The following is a 14,033-nucleotide window of genomic DNA, read 5'->3' as shown; positions in this document are numbered from 1 at the left end:
CCTGGGTCCGCCGAACACCCGTTCGGCCGGGCCAATCGCCCGCGAGCGGCGCAGCGATTTCCCCGGGAACGGCGAACACCAGTTCAGCCTCGGAGTCCGCAAACGAAGTCGCCGCAGGCGGCGAAGTGCGCGGGCTGCAACGTCGCGGTGAAGAACGCCTCTGCCGGTGGCGCCACGAGCCCGCTCGCTGGCGCTCGCGGCCACCGACATCGCAACGCGCCTTTTGACGCGGCGGCGCGGTGTGGCGGTTCGTGGCGGACCGCTGGCTGGCGCTCGCGGCACCGACATCGCAAAGCGGCGGTTGTTTGGCGATTCAACTACGTTTCGTTGGGCGCCCCCTTGATGGTGCGCAGGGCACGGCCCAGGCGGCTGATATCGCCGTCGGCGTGCGCGGCGCAAGCCGTCAAACGCAAACGGCTCGTGCCGGGCGGGACCGTCGGCGGTCGGATGGAGCGGGCGAGGACGCCCGCGTCGGCCAGCGCGGATTCGGCCGCGACCGCGCGCGCCTCCTCGACGAGAACGATCGACATAATTGCGCCCGGCGGATCCGGCGTCTCGAATCCCGCCGCGCGCGCCCAACGCGCCATGGCGACCGAATTTTCGCGCAGGCGCGAAACGAGCGGTTCGCCTTCATCGGCCAGAATGCGCAGAGCCTCGCGCGCCGCGCCGACGGCCGGCGGCGGCAACGCGGTCGAAAAAATTGCGGGCCGGGCGGTGTTGATCAAGAGTTCGCGCAGCCGCGCGTTCCCCGCGACAAACGCGCCGAACGATCCGAGCGCCTTTCCGAAGGTGCCGACGACCGCGAAGACCGCGCCGGAAAGCCCCAGCCCGGCGACGCGCCCGCGGCCATCGTTCGTCACGCCAAGGGCGTGCGCCTCGTCGACCACGAGCGCGGCGTCGTGACGCCCGCATAGTCCGGCGATGGCGGCAAGATCGGGCGCGTCGCCGTCCATCGAAAAAATGGACTCGGTGACAACGATGGCGGAGCGCGCGCGGGCACGCTCGTCTTTCAGCTTGTTTTCCAGGTCGTCGAGGTCCGCATGGCGGTAGACGATGCACTTCGCGCGCGAAAGGCGCGCTCCGTCGATGATGCTCGCGTGATTGAGATCATCGGAAAAAATGACGTCGCCCGCGCCGGCAAGCGCGGGTAGAAGGCCGGTGTTCGCGTGCCAGCCGGACCCGAAAAGTAGCGCGGCGTCCTTGCCGACGAAGCCGGCGAGGGCGCTTTCCAGTTCCTCGTATCCGGCGGGATTGCCGGTGACGAGACGGCTCGCGCCCGCGCCCGCGCCGTGGATCTCCGCCGCGCGCGCCGCCGCGTCGATGACGCGCTGATCGTGCGCGAGACCGAGGTAGTCGTTGCCGCAGAAGTTGACGAGATCGCGCCCCGCGACGCGGATCCACGGCCCCGCCGCACCTTCGATCGGAAGCAGCGATCGCCGCCGGCCGGCGGCGTCGATCGCGCGAAGGATGTCGTCGATGCGATCGTCGATTCGCATGGGGCGAACAATAGCGGCGTGTCGCCGGGATGTCATCGCGCGGCGGCGCGCTTGAAATGCGCGGCGGCTTGCCCGTATCCTCGCCGCTTCCGTGGCGTCATTCGTCCACGCAACGCCATGAATCGAATCCGAGCCTTGACGGGAAAACGCCCCATCATGTTCCGAAAATTGTCTTGCCTTTCCGCGGCGGTTTGCGTCGCCGTCATGTTCGCCGCATCGGTTTCGGCGTGCCGTCCCCGGCACGCGGCCAAGCCGCCGCCGGACGATCCCGCCGACCCCACGCTGGCGACCATTTCGGATCACAAGATCACGCGCGATCATCTGGCCTACGTCATCGCCGCGCTTCCGGAAACGGGCTTGAAGGAAGCAAGAACCGAGGACGGCCTGAAAGAAATTCTCGAAACGCAGATCGACCTTGTTGCCTACGCCAAGGAAGGGCGGCGGCGCGGGTTGCAGAACTCGCCCGCCTTTCACGAGGCAATGGATGTCGCCTCGAAGATCATTCTTATCGACATGGCCAAGGACGCCGTCTTTCGCGGTTTGCCGGAAGGCGCCGACGCAGCGGCGTTTCGGGAAGCGTTGAAAGAGCGTGTCGCGGCGCTTTCGCAGGAATACGAGGTCACGATCCACGACGACACGCTCGAAAAGAATCCGCTCGATCTCGAAGGCTCGGCGCCGGTGATCGCCGGGAGGGCGTTCGACCTGGAAATGAATGAATTCATCGAGTGGATCAAAACCCTGCCCAAACCGTTGCGCGAACTGGTCGGGTCCGCGCCGGGGCGGCGCTATCTTGGGCGTCTGTACCTGGAGCAGGAACTTTGGCAGCTCGAAGCGGTCGCAAATAAACGCGACAAGACGCCGGAGTTCAAGACGCGACGCTTCGTGGCGGAGACGAATCTGCTCGGGCACATCACGGCCGAGAAGATCACGGGGACGAACGTCGTGGCGACCTCGGTCGAAGCCGAGGCATATTACTCGGATCATCCGGAGGAGTTCGACAAGCCGTTTGCCGAGGCGAAGGAGGATGCGCGAACCCGGGCCACCGAACGCAAGCGCGCGCGGGTGCGCAAGGAACTCGCGTTCGCGCTGCGCCGCGATCGGTACCCGGTGCGTTATCGGGAGGACGCCATCGCGGCGTTCGACGTAGCCGCAGCCATCAAACGCGTTGGCGACGCGCCCGACGCGCCGCTTGTCTCGGCGGCGGTGGAAGGCGTGGACGAGTCGGAATTGGTGTTGCCGATTTTGTCGCCGGGCGGATAAGTCCGAGATTTGAGGATCGAGGTTCGTCGACGGCGCGAAGCGCCCAGATGGCGAGCGTCCGCGCGTTGACCTTGATCCTTCCGCGCCTTGCGCGAAGCCAGGGACGGGCTCGGGCGGTTGCCGGCGCGGAGCCGGCATCATCGCTTTTTCTCCGGCGCCGCCACGTGCGGCGGCGAGCCGTTGGCCGCGACGCGATCCGGTTCGGCGGACGCGAGCACGGATTTTTCGGCGGCGCCGGCCGCCGATTCGCCGCGGGCGGCCGCGGGCGCCAAAGCGCGCGGCGCAACGAATAGCCCGTCGCCGAGAATGGCCATGAGCGCCGATGCGAGCTGGCCGACGCGCGGGCTTTCGTCGCGGCTTTCGCCTTCCAGAAACCAGTTCATTGCCTCCTTCACGGCGCCAAGTACCGCGTAGGAGGCGATCTCGATATGCAGTTCGCGAATCGCGCCGAGGTCGCGCCCGGCGACGAGTTGCCGAAACACGACGATGCGGAAGTCGTGGAAAAAACGGTCGGCGCGCTCGCGCAAGCGCGCGTCGCCGTCGATGGGCGCGGACACCAGCACGCGCATGAGGTCGCGCTCGGACAGCAGGATGCGCAGCACGCGCGACAGCGTCACGCGAACGCGCTCGCGCGGATCGACGCGCGTTTCGGTGAGCGCGATGCGCCCGGCTTCGTCGGCCAGGCATTGCAGAAGCTGCGTCAGCATCTCGTCCACCACGCCGTATTTGTTGACGAAGTATTGATAGAAAGCGCTGCGGCTCATCCCCATTTCGGTCTGCAGATCGTGGACCGTCGTGTTTTTGTATCCACGGTGTGCAAAAACGCGTATCGCGGATTTCATCAGGTCTTCCCGTCGCTGGCGTGCTTTGTCGCTCATTCGGCTTGCGTGATCCGGTAAAAATTGCGGGCGCCAAATCGACGGGCGCGGCTGCGTGTAGACAGCCATGCGAGCCTCCTCGTTGATTTTCTTGCCTGCCGTGGGCGCCCGGCTGGCGATTGCCGTCAATAACTGCAACCGCGGTGCCACGGCGCGTGGCCCGTCGAATACCACGGAATTACGCCCCTGATGCGACAGAAGGGGTCGTTGTGTCGTTCGAAACGGCGCGGTGACTTGTTTGATTTTCGGAGCCTGTATCCGGAAATCGAATGCGGAGGTCAGCGCGGGTTTGCGTACCCGCGCCCTCACGGTCGCGGTTCCAACCGTATTGGGGACGGGAACGCGAACGGAATCGGGATTGGGAACAGGATGGGGGACGGAATCAGATGAAAGGATGCGCCGGGCCGGGTTCCGGGCCGATGACGCGCGCGACGGCCGCCGCGTCGACGACCGATGCGCCCGCACGCTTGAGCGCCGCGGCGCACGCGGACACGGTGGCACCCGTCGTGATGACGTCGTCGACCAGCAGCACGCGCGCGCCTTCGGGGATGGGACGCGCCGCCTCGAACGCCATGCGCACGTTTTCGCGTCGCGCCTTTCGCGGCAGCCCCACCTGCGGCACGGTGGGCCGCGTGCGGACAAGCGTATCGCGCCGCAGCGGCAAGCCCGTGGCCGCGGTCAGGCGCCGCGCGAGAAGGAGGGACTGATTGAAACCGCGTTCGCGCAGCCGCCGGGGATGCAACGGGACGGGGCAGACGAAATCGTATTCGCGCGGATCGAGACCGAGCGGCAGCGCGTCGGCCAGAAGCGACGCCAGCGGCGGAGCGCAAGCGACGCGGCGGCGGAACTTGAACGCGATCAGCGCCTCACGCAGGGGTCCTTCGTATCGCCACGCCGCGCGGGCGACATCAAACGCGGGCGGCGAGACGATGCACTCGCCGCAGGGGCGATCGCCCGTGCCGCCCTCGAACGGCCAACCACACGCGCGGCAAAACGGCGGCGCCACCGGGCGCAGTGCCGCGCGGCATTCGACGCAAAGCGAGGCGTGCCCGCCGCCGGCGAGCCTCCCGCAAAACGCGCAAACGGGCGGCATGACAGCGTCGAGCACCCCGCGCAGGGCGCGCCGGATCGGGGATTCGCGATAGAGAAGGGGGGCCGGCCGCACGGCGGAGGGTCAGCGTTTGAGGAAACGATCGAACAGGCCGCGCTTTTTCTGCTTGCTCTGCTGTTCCTTGAGCTTGATGAGACGAAGCTCGCGCAGCGCCTCGATGGAATTGGGGTTGCAGATCAGCGCCTTTTCGTACTGCTTTTCGGCGAACTCGGCGAGGCCCTGCTGTTTGTAGATCGCGCCGAGGAAGAGGTACGCCTTTTCCGTTCGCGGGTTGATGGAGATGGCGCGGTTCAGCGACTCGCGGGCCTCGAACTGCAGGTCGGCCATGGAGTCCTTGGGACGCAGCGTCATCTCCTCCTCGTCGGGGTCCTTCTCGAAGGGGATGTTATAAAGCGCCCACCCGTAATACGCGACGTATTCGGGTTCGTTCGGCGAAACCTCGAGCGACTCGCGGAAGGCATGGGAGGCGCGCGTGAAACGCTTGTCTTTCAGGAATTGCAGGCCGGCCTGGAACCGCTGTTCGGCCATGATGACGCGCCGCACGCCGCTGACGCGATCGCCGGCTTGATCTTCTTTCGTCTTGCCGCCCGCCAGTTCGCTTTTGTACTGGATGATCTTTTCCTGCGTGTTCAGCCGATCGTACGCGTCGCTGACCGCGCGGAAGATGTCCTCGACCTTCGCCTTGATTTCCGGGCTCGACTTTCCGAAAAAGCGGTCGGGGTGGAATTCCTTGGCGAGCCGATGATACGAGACGCGAACCTCGTGTTCGGTCGGATTGTCGCCGACGCCGAGAACCTGAAAATCGCTCGCGTCCGCGAGCTTTTCGTAGAACCTGATGACGCGCTCGCGCGTTTTTGCCTCGTCGCCGGCGCGTTCAGATTCGCGAACATGCGAGGGAAACGAGGTGATCGGCTTGCCTTCGGGCGGTGTCATGTCGCCGCCGGCGTCCGCCGCCGCGGGCGAGTCGGCCGCCGGCGCCTGCGCCTCGGAAACCTCTTGCGCGAGCACGTCGGCCGCGGAGACCGGTTGCGTCATGGATTCGGCCAGTAGCTGTGCGTCCTGGTCGTCCACTTCCGCGCGCGTGAAAAAGCGCGTTTGCGGCTCCTCCCTTGATTCCAGGACGGTCTCGACCATTCCGCTGACGATCAGTGTGTAGACAATCTGGTACGATCGCTCGACCGGCAGCGGCGTGACGCTCATGAGATCGCGGACCGTGCGCGTGCCGTCGATGCTGGCCAGAAGCTGCGATTCGGTGGGCGTCAGGTCGAGGTCCTGAAAGCGGTAACGCCGGTCGGCGCCCAGATGCAGGAACTTGTCGGCGTAGCCCTCGATGATCGGTTCCAGGCGGTCGAAGCGGTAGTGGCGGCGGATGCCCTCGTTGATGATGTTCGCGACCGACATATCGACGTTCTGGATATCGCCGGTGACGCTGTTGTCCTCGGCGAAACGATAGGTGCCGGCCGACCAGGAGAAAATTTCGAACAGCTTGTCGCGCACCTGCATGCGCAGGTAGTTGACGACCTGCTGCGGGGACATCGCGTCCATTTCGATGAGGACGGTTCCGATCAGGCGTCCGCTTTTTTGCATGCGCGAGACCGCCTCGTCGCGCTGCTCCTCGGTGACCACGTGCTGGCGAACGAGGTAGTTTCCGAAAAACTCGTCCTCGATGTTCGTCGTGACGGAAACGGGGTAGCCGCTCATCACGTCGATGCGCTTTTCCTTGCCGTCCGAACGCACCGTCAGGCGGCCGGACTTGTTGAGCACGTAGAGGTCGTGAAGGAGTTCGGGAAACGGGACGGACGCCAGTTCGCCCTCGAGCACGACGGGCGGCAATTCCGGGCGTTCGACCTCGGCCGGCATCACGGGTTCCCCGGCGGCATCGATTTCCCGCGGCAGGGGGGTCTGGTCGCGGCTGGCCAGGAAGCGGTTGACCAGATCCATGAGGCGCGAAAGCTGGAACGGCTTTTCGACGAACTCGTCGGCGCCGTATTTGTTCTTGGCCTCGAGCTGCATTTTGGGGGTCTTGTAAACGGCGCTCATGAGGACAATGGGCGTGATGCGGCCCTCGGGCGTCGCCTTCAGCCGGCTGCAAACCTCCCAGCCGTTCATCTTTGGAAGCAGGACGTCGAGCAGGACCAGGTCGGGACGGACCTTGGCGAATTCGGTCAGGGCATCCTCGCCGTTCCGCGCGGTGAAGACTTCATAGCCCTTCGCGGAAAACGACGCATGCAGGATTTGACCGATGTTGCGGTCGTCGTCCACGACCAGGATTCTCGGCGGCATATTCCCCCACTTGTTCGGCACGTCGCACCAAGACCGCCAACCGGGCCCCCTGTCTCGACAATCCGGGCGCGAAGGGGCGCATTATAGGCAGCCGCGCTTGGAGCGCGCAACAGCTTGGCCTGATGCAAATCGTTGCTTCGTGCCAAAATTGTTGGCGCCTTGATTCCTCGCCTACTCCGTGCACCACGTCCCGGTGGGATTCGTCGCGTAGACGCTTTCGGGATAGACCACGGGCGCGACGGCGACCGAGCCGGCGGGGAGGTCGCCGATTTCGTGGACGAGCGCGTTCGCATCGGCGTCGATCGTCAGTTCGTATGCGCCGGGCGTGAGGTTGAAGGCGAAAAACACCGGCGAGTCGGGGTTGGTCCCCTCGCCGTTGTACGGCCCGCCGGACGAAACGTCGCTATCGTTGTTTAAAGGCAAGCCGGTCTTATCGACACTCAGGCAGCGAAGCGCGGAGATTGCGGGATCGAACGTCGCCTCCGAGCAGCCCACGGTTTCGAATGCGTCCCCGTAAAAAAACGCGAATGGGCGCGCCGATCCGCCGCCACGCTGGGAAAGCCTGTCTCAACGAACACGAAGACACCGAACACATCGCAAGGGCGCCTTTGTACGCACACCGGACGACCCCTCGCGTCCGATTCCCTACTCTCCAAACTCGAATCTACCGTCAACCGCCGACTCCGACCAATGCCCATCGGAAGACCGAAGGTAAAGCAAAAATAGGTGACTGTCCCCTATATTTTATGCTACGTGAAAAACGCGATCTGCAAAGTGACGAAACAGATGTTTTGTGGTTCAGCCGTGCGGTTTCGACATGGCCGGGAAAAACAAAATATCCTGATGGTTCTCCAAACTATAACGAAGATTTGTATGGCACGTCTGTGTTTCATGGTGTACTCAATTTCTGCGAATTGCGTAAAAATCTCAATGGCCCATCCGAGGATTGCGCGAATGATTAGCATGATCTAGAATGAACATCCGCATCCTATATTGGATTCTTCGTCATCATCTTCGTTTTTACCTTCGCCGTAAAATAATCGATCGGCCCCGTTGTCGCTGTTGCCATCTGTTGGTTGCGTCGTTGTCGTATTCGACTGGACGGTTGTGGAAGTAGTCGTAGTTGTGGTAGAATTAGAAACGTTTCCTGACTCATAGCCGAATACCCAAAAGTATATTTCACCCGGTATAAACTCCGAGTAGTAAATACCGACATAGTGCAAGTCATCGGATCCGTCTCCGTTAACGTCGCCACTGGCTGCATTCGAAATGGCAAGTTGCTGCGGATCACTAATAAGAGCGGACCAAGAAATATCATTTTGAATGCCGGACGCAGAGCCGGTGATGTATCCGAGATACGGCACCAGATCTTTATCATTAAGCCAAGTTACTATTAAGTCGTCAAATATATCGCCATTAAAATTCGTGGAATTACTTCGATTGCTGTAAAATAATGTGGCAGGTCCAACTGGAGAGCCGTCATCGGAGAATAGATTTAAGGTTTTGGAGTATGAGAGGTCGTCGAATCTCAAATTATTCCCGTAAAATATATAAATAATATCTGAGTCGGTGCTCGCTAGGTCATCAACGCCATCGCCATTAACGTCGCCGAGGTGGAACACGGATAGCCAATCATGGAAATATTGATTGTCACTATTTATAATAACATTTGGTGATTGAGGTAAGCCGTATTGCGATCCTAGGAAAAATAAAATCTCTGCAGGATTGGCAAGTCCACAAGTAATTGCTATGTCGTCGTATCCATCGTTGTTGAAGTCGCCCAAGGGAGTAATCTGCGCCCATAGTGCATCACAATCATCGTACGAATATATCCAAGAAGGTGTGTTGGAAACGCCCGCATTGGTGCCATGATAAGAAGCTTGGACGACGACTTTTTCTGCGTCGGTGCGCGTGCCTTCGAGAGACTGATACTGAATGATTAAATCGCCAAAACCGTCTCCGTTAACGTCAATATTGTCGGCGACGACTTGGCCATAATTCCGACGACTGGCATCGCCCGTGAGAATCGTTGCTGATTCAATTTGAAGCGAATCTCCATACAATATAACGACGCGGCCAGCTGCTCCATTGTTGTCATGCAATAGATTCCAGCCTGGATTGGGCACTACTAAATCATCATACCCGTCGTTATTTAAATCGCTCCCAATAATAGCGTAGCTGCCATGCGCGGATTGTAGAAATATGTCATAATTATAATCACTGGTTAAACCTTCAGTTGACCCAAAAAAAATTAGCAATCTATCGCCACAATCAATGACGAGATCTTCGAAATCGTCCCCATTCAGGTCGAACCCTCCATATAAGAAAGCACAATCATATCCTCCGTCAAAATCCCAATTCGGATTGTTTGGTAAAAGGAATTCGGCGTTTGCGGCGACGGCCAACATGCGATAAACTATAAAAAATCCCAATAGAACTTGGGGAAAATGGGACAAGCACCGACTTTCGCGCACCGATTTTTGACGTTCTTTCGGCGTCCGCGAATTCGCCCGCAACGCGGATTTCGGATCGGCTGCGTTTCTCACGTTCCCGCCCCTCCCGATTTTTCGGGTGAATCTTACCGCATTTTGCCGAGCGAGGAGAGAACGGATGTCCGGGTGATGTGCGCGTTTTTGCGGTGTTTATCCCGATCCGGGCGCCGAGGCCTCGCCGGACTCGGGTTCGGGGGGCTCCTTGCCCTGACCGGCGGCCTTGGCCGCGCGCGTGAAAGCAGCCTCGTCGATGCGTTCCTGCTCGTATTCGTCGATCCACCATTCGCCGTCCTTACGCATCATGCGCGTGGCGATGATGGCCCATTCCACGACGTCGTTTTCGCGGCGATAGATCAGGATTGGGAAGCGGCAGCGGCCCTTTCCCCGGTCCGCCGCTTCTACTGCGCAATACGGCGCCTCGAACAGGTGCGGGATGTCGTAGGCGGCGATCGGATTGCCGCGCTTTTCGACCCGCTCCAGGTTTTCCTTCCAGGACGCGCGCTTTTGCGGATCGAGAAACAGCACCGCCGCGTCGCCCGCCCGGCCTTTGGCGATCGACTCAAAAAACTCGCGCATCCGAAGCATCAGCGTGCGCTCGGGATTCGGATCCGGCGCGTCGGACGCCGCCGCCACGGGCATTTCGCCCGGCATCGGTGTTTCCCCGGCCGCGGGAGCGGCGCTCGGGGATTCGATCGCCGAGGGCGGCGCGGCCTTCCTCGGCTGGAAGGCGCGATACGTCACGAAAACGCACGCCACCGCGAGCACGGCGATCGCGGCATCCAGGCCGCGTTTGACGCGCGGGTTCATGGCTCGCCCGTCTCGCCCGCGGCGGGCGGCGTCTTCGCGGGCGACCCGGACCAGTCCGGCGCGGCGACGAGGTGGAACAGGAGATAGATCGCGAGCACGGTGGCGATCGCAATGCGCGCGATAAACCCGCGGTCGCGGGGACGCTGCCCGGGGATTTCGCCCTCGGCGCTCATCAGCGAGCGGGCGATGTTGTCGAGCGGGTTGTAGGCGACGACCTTCCTTGGCGCCGGATCGCCAAAACGCACCGCCGCCATGGCGATCAGGTCGCCGTCAGCCTTCTCGCCGCCGCCCGTCTCGTCGTCCACGTTCGCCGCCTCGATGCACAGCATGTCGCAGGCGGCCAGCAGATCGCCCTCGGCGATGCGCGAACCCATGGCGGTATTGTCGACGCGGCGCACGAGCCCGCCGGAGCACAGGACGTAGTGGTCGCCGCGCTTGACCGGCAGGGGCCCCTGCGACGCGACTTCGATGACCGGCTTGGCGCCGATCGTCCGAAGCAGCGTCCGCGCGAACGGGTGGTTTTTGGCCTCCTGGGGCTTGAGCAGCGCCTGATCCACCATCTGCTGCGCCTTGGTGTGGTCTTGCGTTACCTGCTGGAAGAGCCCGTCGCGAAGGAGGTAGAGCCGCGCGTCGCCGACGTGGGTGTAAGCCGCGCGATCGCCGGAGATGAACAGGCACACGATGCTTGCGCGCAGGCCCTCGTCCTGCATTTGCTGGCCGGCGGCGAACAGGGCGCCGTTGACCTCGCCGACCACGCGCGTCAGGAAGCGGCGCGCGTCGTCCATGGGGATCTCGCGGAAGGCCCGCTCAAAGCGCTCGCGGATGAGCTTGAAGACGCGCGGCAACTCCTCCGCCGGCGACTGCGGCGTGCACAGCCAGATCAGCGTGCCCTGCGGCGACTCCAGGACGCCGGCGGCCTCCTCGGCGCCCTCGGCCGCGGCCGACGCATGCGTTTGGGTGAGGGCTTTAGCCACCTCGGATCGTCCTTCGCCAATCGGGTTTCGAGCGCTCCGCGCGGCCTGCCGGCCGAAACGGCGCGCGCAACTTAGCACGGGCGGGGCGGGGGATGAAGGGCGCGAAACGGAGCCGCGACCGCGCTCCGAGCAGGGGAGCGGGGTCACATGCGGGCGCCGCCTAGATCAGTCCTTTCTCACGGAGGATCGCAATCCATTCCTCGCGGCTGATCGTGCAGCGGGCAAGAGCCTTTGCCTGGTTTTGCGAGACGTGAATTTGCGCGGCGACGAAATTGTGCCCCAAATCGCGACGTGAGCCTCGCCGGATTCCAAACTGGATCACGTTTCGGCCGTCAATCCTGATACGCGCGATGTCGTGCCTGCGCCCGGAGACGATTTCGGCCTTCAGTTTTTTTGCGATCGCGTTTGCGTCGTCCGTGGTGATCACAAACTAACGCCGCGAAATGAACGCACGCAAAATCGCGAACTGACGTTTGGGTTCCGGGCCGAGCTCGCCGTCCGGCGTTTCCGACAGCGTGTCGAAAAAATCGAGGATGAGCGATTTCAGGTTGTCCACGGCGTCTTGGGGCGTTTCGCCGGACGTGCTGATATTCGCTTCCGAAAATGTGGCGACGTACCCGCTTTCGTCGGCGCTGACCACAACCGGGATCGGCCGGGCGATGGAATACGGCTCCGGCGCGAACGAGTCGATCGCCGTACGCGTTTCGCCCTCGCGCGAAGGGATTTCAGCAACGTTACCCACGACGGCCATCCTTATGATTACACGCCAACGCACCGACGGCGGCGCCAAAAAGCAATATAACACGAATTCTTCTGAGCCAGGCAGCGGCATCTTTCTCGCCTTCCCGGCAATCGGAGCCACGACCGAAAGAGAGCAGGTCGCATGCGGGCGCCGCCCGCCGTCGTCATGTTCCGGTGCGCGCATCGGTACGCGCGCCTTGTAACCCCGACCACGGCGGACGCCGTGCAAGGCTTGCTAACGTCAGGTTGCGCGCACGTTCGCGCGGCGTTTTTTCTCAACGTTTCAGGGGATTTTTTCTATGAAAGGCCAAAAACACACCGCCGCCGGCGCCAATGGCGGCACCGAACTTTTTCCGGAGGATATTCAGGAATTGCGTGAATCGCGCGGGCTGACCCGCGAGGAATTCGCGCGCGTGCTTGGCGTGCGTCCGGGCACGCTGGCGCGCTGGGAGGAGGGCTGGACCAAACCCCACGGCGCCACGCGCGCGGTGCTGAATGCCATGCTCGCCACGACTGCGTGGACGGGGCTCAAGACGCTCTCGCGCGTCGGACCGCTGCTTGGCGTCGCGTTCGGCGGGTACGTGCTGTATCGCCTGATCAGGGAAAGCAGGAAATAGAAAGTAGAAAAGAGAATAGAGAGAGCGGCCGTGCCGTTTGGCGCGACCGTTCTCGCGCATGGGTTGTTTTCCTTCCCGCGCCGCGCCAGACGGTTTGAACGATCGTTCAAATATTTTGAATATCCGTTCAAGCTCACACGCCGCGGATCATGATCATGCCGCGGACGATTCGACGGTGCGGCAATAAACGCATAACTTGGCGAAATCAAAAGTGATTTTACTCGCGCAACAAGCGCTTGACACCGGGAAAAAAAAAAATGGGTAAATGTCACTATGCAATGAAGGCGAAGCGGCGCGTGGACGCCGGATTTGGGCGAGTCACCGAGGCTAAACGAAAAACCGGAAGGAGCGGGTTATGGCAGACTTTTATGTTAGTGCGGACCGGCCGGACGACACGGGCGATGGCTTAAGCTGGGCCACCGCGAAGCAGACGTTCACGGGCGTTTTCAGCCTGATTACGGGGCTGATCACGGACGTGACGACGATCCACGTGAAGGCGGGCACGACCAACCCCTATACCGGCGACGCCACGCTTCGTGGTATCCTGTGCGTCGGCGAAAGCTCCTTATTGAGGATCGTCTGCGAAGTGTTCAACGAGAACAACTACAACAGCACGGACGGCAGCCCGTTCAATCCAACGGACGGCGTGGGGACGTGGAACCCCAAGGAGACGCACACGACGGACCTGCGCCTGAAGCTTGAGATCGTCGATTCCAACGGCGTGCAGATCGACGGGCTGGCGTGGAATTCCGAAGACGGCGAGGCGCCGCTCAAGATCGAAGGGCAAAGCAACGTCTTGCTTCGCTATTGCGAGTTTCGCGGCCTGGAATCCGGGCTTCAGGGCATCTTCGGCGCTCTGGTGACGGCCGAGAACTGCTATTACGTGGAGAATGGAGTCGGCATTATCGCCGGGTTTCGCGCGATCGTTCGCATAGTCGGCGAGTCCTACGTCGAAAACCCGCTAGGAATGGGCGCGTGGGCGGCCGGCGACGCCACGCTGTTTTTCAACGCGTGGGACAACCACCCGCGCACGAAATATAAGACGCTGATGCAGGTGACCGGCCCGCGCAACGCGGATTTTTCGATGATCCTGGCGAACACGGGAGCGACGGTGTTCGTTCACGGCCAGGACTTCAACCGAAATACCACGGAGATCGGGCACGTCCAGATCGACTTCGCCGTGACCTCGCTGAATCCGGGCGTCACCGGGATTCGGCTGGAGACGGGCGCGCTTCTCGCGGGCGGGGAGAACATTTCGTACACCACGCGCGACCCGGACGGGAAGACGATCGAGTTGCCAAAGGCGCAGCAGGTGCGGTCGGAATCGAGCCGCCTGACGACCTCGACCCGAAACAGCGATTCGGGCTTCTGAGG

12 protein-coding genes are annotated in these 14,033 nt (G+C 62.2%); 3 read left to right on the top strand and 9 right to left on the bottom strand.

All coding sequences use genetic code 11. The annotated features are described in order from the left end of the window. Nucleotides 1-317: 317 nt before the first annotated feature. The gene (locus tag K8I61_02235) at nucleotides 318-1,496 is read right to left on the bottom strand and encodes an 8-amino-7-oxononanoate synthase (protein ID MBZ0270827.1); all 1,179 of its coding nucleotides are present in this window, start codon (nucleotides 1,494-1,496) and stop codon (nucleotides 318-320) included. A 156-nt stretch (nucleotides 1,497-1,652) separates the two neighbouring features. On the opposite strand from K8I61_02235, the gene K8I61_02230 reads away from it, so the two are divergent. Beyond that, the gene (locus K8I61_02230) at nucleotides 1,653-2,756 is read left to right on the top strand and encodes a hypothetical protein (protein MBZ0270826.1); all 1,104 of its coding nucleotides are present in this window, start codon (nucleotides 1,653-1,655) and stop codon (nucleotides 2,754-2,756) included. Between the two features lie 137 nt (nucleotides 2,757-2,893). On the opposite strand, the gene K8I61_02225 is transcribed toward K8I61_02230, so the two are convergent. From K8I61_02225 to K8I61_02190, 8 genes are all read right to left on the bottom strand, one after another. After that, on the bottom strand, nucleotides 2,894-3,598 hold the full coding sequence (locus tag K8I61_02225; protein MBZ0270825.1) for a TetR/AcrR family transcriptional regulator: 705 nt from the start codon (nucleotides 3,596-3,598) through the stop codon (nucleotides 2,894-2,896). Between the two features lie 418 nt (nucleotides 3,599-4,016). Further along, nucleotides 4,017-4,799, bottom strand: a complete 783-nt coding sequence (locus K8I61_02220; GenBank protein ID MBZ0270824.1) for a ComF family protein — start codon at nucleotides 4,797-4,799, stop codon at nucleotides 4,017-4,019. Between the two features lie 9 nt (nucleotides 4,800-4,808). Next, on the bottom strand, nucleotides 4,809-7,028 hold the full coding sequence (locus K8I61_02215) for a response regulator (GenBank protein ID MBZ0270823.1): 2,220 nt from the start codon (nucleotides 7,026-7,028) through the stop codon (nucleotides 4,809-4,811). Nucleotides 7,029-7,199: 171 nt separating this feature from the next. Beyond that, nucleotides 7,200-7,451, bottom strand: a complete 252-nt coding sequence (locus tag K8I61_02210) for a hypothetical protein (GenBank protein ID MBZ0270822.1) — start codon at nucleotides 7,449-7,451, stop codon at nucleotides 7,200-7,202. 545 nt (nucleotides 7,452-7,996) lie between these two features. After that, nucleotides 7,997-9,574 carry a hypothetical protein gene (locus K8I61_02205; GenBank protein ID MBZ0270821.1) on the bottom strand — a complete coding sequence of 526 codons (1,578 nt, stop codon included), beginning with the start codon at nucleotides 9,572-9,574 and terminating at the stop codon, nucleotides 7,997-7,999. A gap of 96 nt (nucleotides 9,575-9,670) precedes the next feature. Further along, nucleotides 9,671-10,327: a hypothetical protein gene (locus K8I61_02200; protein MBZ0270820.1), complete on the bottom strand. Its 657-nt coding sequence runs from the start codon at nucleotides 10,325-10,327 to the stop codon at nucleotides 9,671-9,673. Beyond that, the gene (locus K8I61_02195; GenBank protein MBZ0270819.1) at nucleotides 10,324-11,301 is read right to left on the bottom strand and encodes a hypothetical protein; all 978 of its coding nucleotides are present in this window, start codon (nucleotides 11,299-11,301) and stop codon (nucleotides 10,324-10,326) included. The genes K8I61_02200 and K8I61_02195 overlap by 4 nt, the downstream gene beginning before the upstream one ends. A 430-nt stretch (nucleotides 11,302-11,731) precedes the next feature. Next, nucleotides 11,732-12,043, bottom strand: a complete 312-nt coding sequence (locus K8I61_02190; protein MBZ0270818.1) for a hypothetical protein — start codon at nucleotides 12,041-12,043, stop codon at nucleotides 11,732-11,734. A 298-nt stretch (nucleotides 12,044-12,341) separates the two neighbouring features. Between K8I61_02190 and K8I61_02185 the strand changes: the two genes are divergently transcribed. Both K8I61_02185 and K8I61_02180 read left to right on the top strand, forming a co-directional pair. Further along, nucleotides 12,342-12,659 (top strand): helix-turn-helix domain-containing protein, encoded by a 318-nt coding sequence (locus K8I61_02185; GenBank protein ID MBZ0270817.1) that lies wholly within the window; start codon nucleotides 12,342-12,344, stop codon nucleotides 12,657-12,659. 355 nt (nucleotides 12,660-13,014) lie between these two features. Then, nucleotides 13,015-14,031: a hypothetical protein gene (locus K8I61_02180; GenBank protein MBZ0270816.1), complete on the top strand. Its 1,017-nt coding sequence runs from the start codon at nucleotides 13,015-13,017 to the stop codon at nucleotides 14,029-14,031. The last annotated feature ends 2 nt before the right edge of the window (nucleotides 14,032-14,033 follow it).

It is taken from the genome of bacterium, assembly GCA_019912885.1.
In the GTDB taxonomy this organism is placed as follows: domain Bacteria; phylum Lernaellota; class Lernaellaia; order JACKCT01; family JACKCT01; genus JAIOHV01.
Note: the sequence above shows the minus strand (reverse complement) of the source record. Positions and strands in the feature narration are given on the sequence as shown.